This is a genomic window from Streptomyces sp. NPDC005496, assembly GCF_042872045.1.
In the GTDB taxonomy this organism is placed as follows: domain Bacteria; phylum Actinomycetota; class Actinomycetes; order Streptomycetales; family Streptomycetaceae; genus Streptomyces.
On sequence record NZ_JBIAJQ010000009.1, the window covers coordinates 388,646 to 394,713 of the forward strand.

Here is a 6,068-nt window from a genome sequence, read left to right on the forward strand (position 1 = left end):
CCCGTGAACGGGGCCGTCAGTCCTTGTGGACGGTGCCGTCCGGGTCCAGCCCGCGGAAGGACAGCAGCACGATCAGGATGCCGCCGCAGACGATCGCCGAGTCCGCGAGGTTGAAGACGGCGAAGTGCTTGGGGGCGATGAAGTCGACGACCGCGCCCTCGAAGACGCCGGGCGCCCGGAAGATCCGGTCGGTCAGGTTGCCCAGCGCGCCGCCCAGCAGCAGGCCGAGCGCGATCGCCCACGGCAGGCTGTAGAGCTTGCGCGCGAGCCGGGCGATGACCACGATCACGGCGGCCGCGATCACGGTGAAGATGATGGTGAAGGCCTCACCGAAACCGAAGGCCGCGCCCGCGTTGCGGATCGCCTCGAACCTGAGCCAGTCCCCGACGATCTCGATCGGCGCGTGGTGCTCCAGCTTCGCGACCACGAGCATCTTGCTCACGAGGTCGAGGGCGTAGGCCAGCGCGGCGACCGTGAACAGCACGGCGATGCGCCGCCCGCCCCTGGGTCGCGCGGGCGCGTCCGACGGCCCCTCGGAGCCCGGGCGCTCGGCCGGCGCCGTGTCCCCGTCGGGCTGGTCCGGCTCGGCCCCCGACGCGTCTGGGGTTTCCGGCGTACCGATGATGCGCTCCGCCTCTGCCACGTGAGTCCCTCAACCTAGGTGCCTGACTGAGGACGAGAGTACGGCACGGGCCCCGGCGGCCACGTGCTCAGGAGGCCCCTGAGGCCCCGGCGGCGGCCGATCCGGGACCGGCCCGGGGCCCGGTCCGTGGCCGGCACCGAGCGACCCGGCGGCGCGCGCCGGACGCGGCGCCGGGAACCCGTCACCGGCCGGTCAGTAACGGCGCTCCTGCTTCTGCTTGCACTCCACGCACAGGGTGGCGCGCGGGAAGGCCTGCATACGGGCCTTCCCGATGGGCTCGCCGCAGTTCTCGCACAGGCCGTACGTGCCCGCTTCGAGGCGGAGCAGGGCACGCTCGGTCTGGTCGAGCATCTCGCGCGCGTTGGCCGCGAGGGACATCTCGTGCTCGCGGGTGATGTTCTTGGTGCCGGTGTCGGCCTCGTCGTCGCCGGCGCCGTCACCGGAGTCCCGCATCAGGCCGGCCAGTGCCTCCTCGGAGGCGGTGATCTCGGCGCCCAGCCGGACCGCCTCGGACGCCAGCTCCGCGCGGGCCTCCTCGACCTCCTCGGGAGTCCAGGGGTCCTCGCCCGGGCGCACCGCGAGCTCGCCGGGTTCCGCCGCCGCGAGCCGCGCCTTGGGAACCGCGCTGGGATTCTTCGCCGCCGTGGCCGTGCCAGGGGTCTTCTTCGCAACCACCGTCGTGGCTCCCGTCTTCTTCGCGGCCTCGGCCGCGCCCTCGGCCGCGGAGGCGGCCGCCTTGTCGGTTGTGCTGCTCCTGCCGGCCGCGCTCCTCGCGCCGGCCCTCCTGGTGGTGCCGTTGTTCCCGGCGCCCGGCGTCGCGGCGTCCTTCGCCGGGCCCCGCCCGTCCGCCTCGTGCTCCGCGCCGCTCCCGCCCCCGGCCGCCCGCGCCTTCCTGGCCGGGGCCTTCTTCGCCGGCGTCTTCGCCCGCGCCGTCCTGCCGCCTTCCGCCACCTCCGCCGGAGCCGCCTCGGGCCCGGCGGTCCGTGCCGCGCCCGCGTCCTTCCCGGCGGCGGACTTCCCGCCGGCCGTCTTCGCGGCGGACGCCTTCCCGGCACCCTTCCGCGCGGCCGACGTCTTCCCGCCCGCCGTCCCGGCGGCCCGCTTCCTCCCGGCCGCCGTCTTCGCGCCGGGCGCCTCCCCGGCGGGGGCGTCCTCGGCGGAGATCTTCGCGGAAGCCGGTCGCGCGGCCGACGCCGTGGTCCCCCGGGCCCGCCCCCCGGTCTGCTTCCCGCCCTCCATGTCCTTGGCCGCCGGACCCGTGGATCTGCCGGACGCCGACTGCTGTACGGCGGTCTTTTTCGCCACCATGGCCGCGGCCCCTTCACATATTGTGATCTTGCTCGCGAATCGTGCTGGGACGATAAATCGACTTCAGGCCCGCGGCAACGGGGCACGCCAACGATTCGCCCGCCCCACGCGTGTCGCGCGGCGAGCCTGCAAGCGTTGTGCCCAGCTCCCCGCCGGGTAATCCGCCGAGTACGGCGTCCCGCGATCCGGACCCGGGGACCGCGCCATTCGGGTCAGCCCGCAGGCCGGCGCGGTGCCGGCGGGCGCCCGCCGGGGACCCCGGGAAACCGGTCGGCCGCGGTCCCCGGGGCGCCGTACACTGGGCGGAGCGAGAAGCGTGGATGGGGACGAGTAGCGGCGTAGGCGGCCAGGAGCGACCCGGGGGCGGTGGAAGCCCGGGGGCCAGCGCGACGTGAAGATCACCCCGGAGCCGCCGGAAGAACACCCCGCGTGGGGCCAGTAGACCCGGCATCGCGACCCCAATGAGGGGGCTCACCGGTGCACACCGCGCGCCGGAGGGCCAAGGAGGGTGGTACCGCGGGAGCGCGCCGCACACGGCGTGGGTTGCTACGGCAGCAGAGCTCTCGTCCCTCCGACGGAAGGCAGAAAGTCCGTTGGAGGAAGCTCGCCGATGACAGCGCCGACGTACCGCCAGGTGCCCGCCCAGGTCGACCTGCCCGCCCTCGAGCACGCCGTGCTCGACTTCTGGCGCGAGCAGAAGATCTTCGCCAAGAGCCTGGAGCAGTCCGAGGGCCGCCCCGAGTGGGTGTTCTACGAGGGCCCGCCCACCGCCAACGGCATGCCGGGCGCCCACCACATCGAGGCGCGCGTCTTCAAGGACGTGTTCCCCCGCTTCCGCACCATGCGCGGCTACCACGTGGCCCGCAAGGCCGGCTGGGACTGCCACGGCCTCCCCGTCGAGATCGCGGTGGAGAAGGAACTCGGCTTCGACGGCAAGAAGGACATCGAGGCGTACGGCATCGCCGAGTTCAACGCCAAGTGCCGCGAGTCGGTGACCCGCCACACGGACGCCTTCACCGAGCTCACGAACCGCATGGGCTACTGGGTCGACCTCGACGACGCCTACCGCACGATGGACCCCGAGTACGTGGAGTCCGTCTGGTGGTCGCTGAAGGAGATCTTCAACAAGGGCCTGCTGGTCCAGGACTACCGCGTCGCCCCGTGGTGCCCGCGCGACGAGACGGGTCTGTCGGACCACGAGCTGGCGCAGGGCTACGAGACGATCGTCGACCCGTCCGTGTACGTCCGTTTCCCGCTCACCTCCGGTCCGCTCGCCGGCGAGGCCGCGCTCCTGGTGTGGACGACGACCCCCTGGACGCTGGTCTCCAACACGGCGGTCGCCGCGCACCCCGGCGTCACGTACGTCGTCGCGACGAACGGCGAGGAGAAGCTCGTCGTCGCCGAGCCGCTCGTCGAGAAGGCGCTCGGTGAGGGCTGGGAGACCACGGGACAGACCTTCACCGGCGCCGAGATGGAGCGCTGGACCTATCAACGTCCGTTCGAACTCGTCGAGTTCCCGGAGCCGGCCCACTACGTGGTCAACGCCGAGTACGTGACGACCGAGGACGGTACGGGTCTGGTCCACCAGTCCCCCGCCTTCGGTGAGGACGACCTCAAGGTCTGCCGGGCGTACGGGCTCCCCGTCGTCAACCCGATCCGCCGGGACGGCACCTTCGAGGAGGAAGTGCCGCTCGTGGGCGGGATCTTCTTCAAGAAGGCCGACGAGAAGCTCACCGAGGACCTCCTCGCCCGCGGTCTGCTCTTCAAGCACGTCCCGTACGAGCACAGCTACCCGCACTGCTGGCGCTGCCACACGGCCCTGCTGTACTACGCGCAGCCGTCCTGGTACATCCGCACCACGGCCATCAAGGACCGTCTCCTCCAGGAGAACGAGAAGACCAACTGGTTCCCCGACTCGGTCAAGCACGGCCGCTTCGGCGACTGGCTGAACAACAACATCGACTGGGCGCTGTCCCGCAGCCGCTACTGGGGCACCCCGCTGCCGCTGTGGACGTGCGAGGAGGGCCACCTCACCTGCGTGGGCTCCCGCGCCGAGCTGACCGAGCTGACGGGCACCGACCAGTCGGGCCTGGACCCGCACCGCCCGTACATCGACGCGGTCACGTTCGCGTGCCCCGAGGACGGCTGCGGGCGCACCGCGACCCGCGTCCCGGAGGTCATCGACGCCTGGTACGACTCGGGTTCCATGCCGTTCGCGCAGTGGGGCTACCCGTACAAGAACAAGGAACTGTTCGAGAGCCGCTACCCGGCGCAGTTCATCAGCGAGGCCATCGACCAGACGCGCGGCTGGTTCTACACGCTGATGGCGGTCGGCACACTCGTCTTCGACAAGTCCAGCTACGAGAACGTCGTCTGCCTCGGCCACATCCTCGCCGAGGACGGCCGCAAGATGTCCAAGCACCTGGGCAACATCCTTCAGCCGATCCCGCTGATGGACCAGCACGGCGCCGACGCGGTCCGCTGGTTCATGGCCGCGGGCGGCTCGCCCTGGGCCGCCCGCCGGGTGGGCCACGGCACGATCCAGGAGGTCGTCCGCAAGACGCTCCTCACCTACTGGAACACGGTGGCCTTCCAGGCCCTGTACGCCCGCACCTCGGGCTGGGCCCCGAGCGAGGCCGACCCGGCACCGGCCGACCGCCCGGTCCTGGACCGCTGGCTGCTGTCCGAACTGCACGCGCTCACCGACCAGATGACCCAGGCCCTGGAGTCGTACGACACCCAGCGCGCCGGAAAGCTGCTGTCGGCGTTCGTCGACGACCTGTCCAACTGGTACGTGCGCCGCTCGCGCCGCCGCTTCTGGCAGGGCGACAAGGCGGCCCTGCGGACCCTGCACGAGGTCGTCGAGACCGTCACGCGCCTGATGGCCCCGCTGACCCCGTTCATCACCGAGCGGGTCTGGCAGGACCTGGTCGTCCCGGTCACCCCGGGCGCCCCGGAGTCGGTGCACCTGTCGTCCTGGCCGGAGGCGGACCTGTCCGCCGTCGACCCGGAGCTGTCCCGGCAGATGGTCCTGGTCCGCCGCCTGGTGGAGCTGGGCCGTGCCACGCGCGCGGAGTCGGGCGTCAAGACGCGCCAGCCGCTGTCCCGCGCGCTGATCGCCGCGACCGGCTTCGAGTCCCTCGACCCGGAGCTGCACACCCAGATCACGGACGAGCTGAACGTCACCTCCCTCGCCACGCTCTCCGAGGTCGGCGGCTCCCTGGTCGACACCACGGCCAAGGCGAACTTCCGCGCCCTCGGCAAGCGTTTCGGCAAGGGCGTCCAGGCGGTCGCCAAGGCCGTCGCGAACGCCGACGCGGCCGCCCTGTCCCTCGCCCTGCGCGAGGGCACGGCCTCCGTCGAGGTCGACGGCGAGACGGTCACCCTCGCCCCGGACGAGGTGATCATCACGGAGACCCCCCGCGAGGGCTGGTCGGTCGCCTCCGACTCGGGCGCGACGGTCGCCCTCGACCTGGAGATCACCGAGGAGCTGCGCCGGGCGGGCCTGGCCCGTGACGCGATCCGCCTGATCCAGGAGGCCCGCAAGAACAGCGGCCTCGACGTGGCCGACCGCATCGCCCTGCGCTGGACGGCGACGGACCCGGCCGTGATCGCGGCCCTGTCCGAGCACTCCGGCCTCATCGCCGACGAGGTCCTCGCCACGGACTTCAACCAGGGCGAGCCCGACGACACCTACGGCCCCGCCTTCACGGACGCCCCTCTGACCCTGACCTTCCACCTCCGCAAGGCGAACTGAGGCGACAGCGGCAGTTCCAGCCCGTCCGGGGCCCACCAGCCCGGGACGGGCTGGAGCACGTTCAGCCCGTCCGGAGTCCATCAGCTCGGGACGCGGGAGGGGCCAAATCAGCCCGTCCGGCGTTTTGAGGACGAGCGCGGAGCGCGACAGGGCCCGGGGCATATCCAGCCCGTCCGGCGTTTGAGGACGAGCGCGGAGCGCGACAGGGGGGTCCGGGGGCGCAGCCCCCGGGGACGGGACGGGAAGGGGCGGAGGGGGCGAGGAAACCCCCCCCCCCCCCCCCCCCCCCCCCCGGGCACCCGGGCCGCCCCCGCCCCCCCCCCCCACCCGGGCCCCCCGGCGCGCCCCCCCCCCCCCCCC

At 72.7% G+C, this 6,068-nt stretch carries 3 protein-coding genes; 1 reads left to right on the forward strand and 2 read right to left on the reverse strand.

Features of this window, described 5'->3' with window-relative positions; translation table 11 throughout:
* Window positions 1-16: 16 nt before the first annotated feature.
* Together lspA and ACFYQQ_RS28105 are read right to left on the reverse strand one after the other, a co-directional pair.
* Window positions 17-643 carry a signal peptidase II gene (gene lspA / locus ACFYQQ_RS28100; RefSeq protein WP_356238881.1) on the reverse strand — a complete coding sequence of 209 codons (627 nt, stop codon included), beginning with the start codon at window positions 641-643 and terminating at the stop codon, window positions 17-19.
* Between the two features lie 192 nt (window positions 644-835).
* A complete protein-coding gene (locus ACFYQQ_RS28105; RefSeq protein WP_355786818.1) occupies window positions 836-1,951 on the reverse strand; it encodes a TraR/DksA C4-type zinc finger protein in 1,116 nt (371 codons plus the stop codon).
* Window positions 1,952-2,561: 610 nt separating this feature from the next.
* On the opposite strand from ACFYQQ_RS28105, the gene ileS reads away from it, so the two are divergent.
* Complete coding sequence (gene ileS / locus ACFYQQ_RS28110; RefSeq protein WP_355786815.1) at window positions 2,562-5,708, forward strand: isoleucine--tRNA ligase; 3,147 nt, start codon at window positions 2,562-2,564, stop codon at window positions 5,706-5,708.
* Window positions 5,709-6,068 lie beyond the last annotated feature (360 nt).

Excerpts from the sequence above, each read along its gene's own strand:
- ileS (WP_355786815.1), top strand. The coding sequence starts at position 2,562 with ATGACAGCGCCGACGTACCGCCAGGTGCCCGCCCAGGTCGACCTGCCC.
- ACFYQQ_RS28105 (WP_355786818.1), bottom strand. The coding sequence starts at position 1,951 with ATGGTGGCGAAAAAGACCGCCGTACAGCAGTCGGCGTCCGGCAGATCC.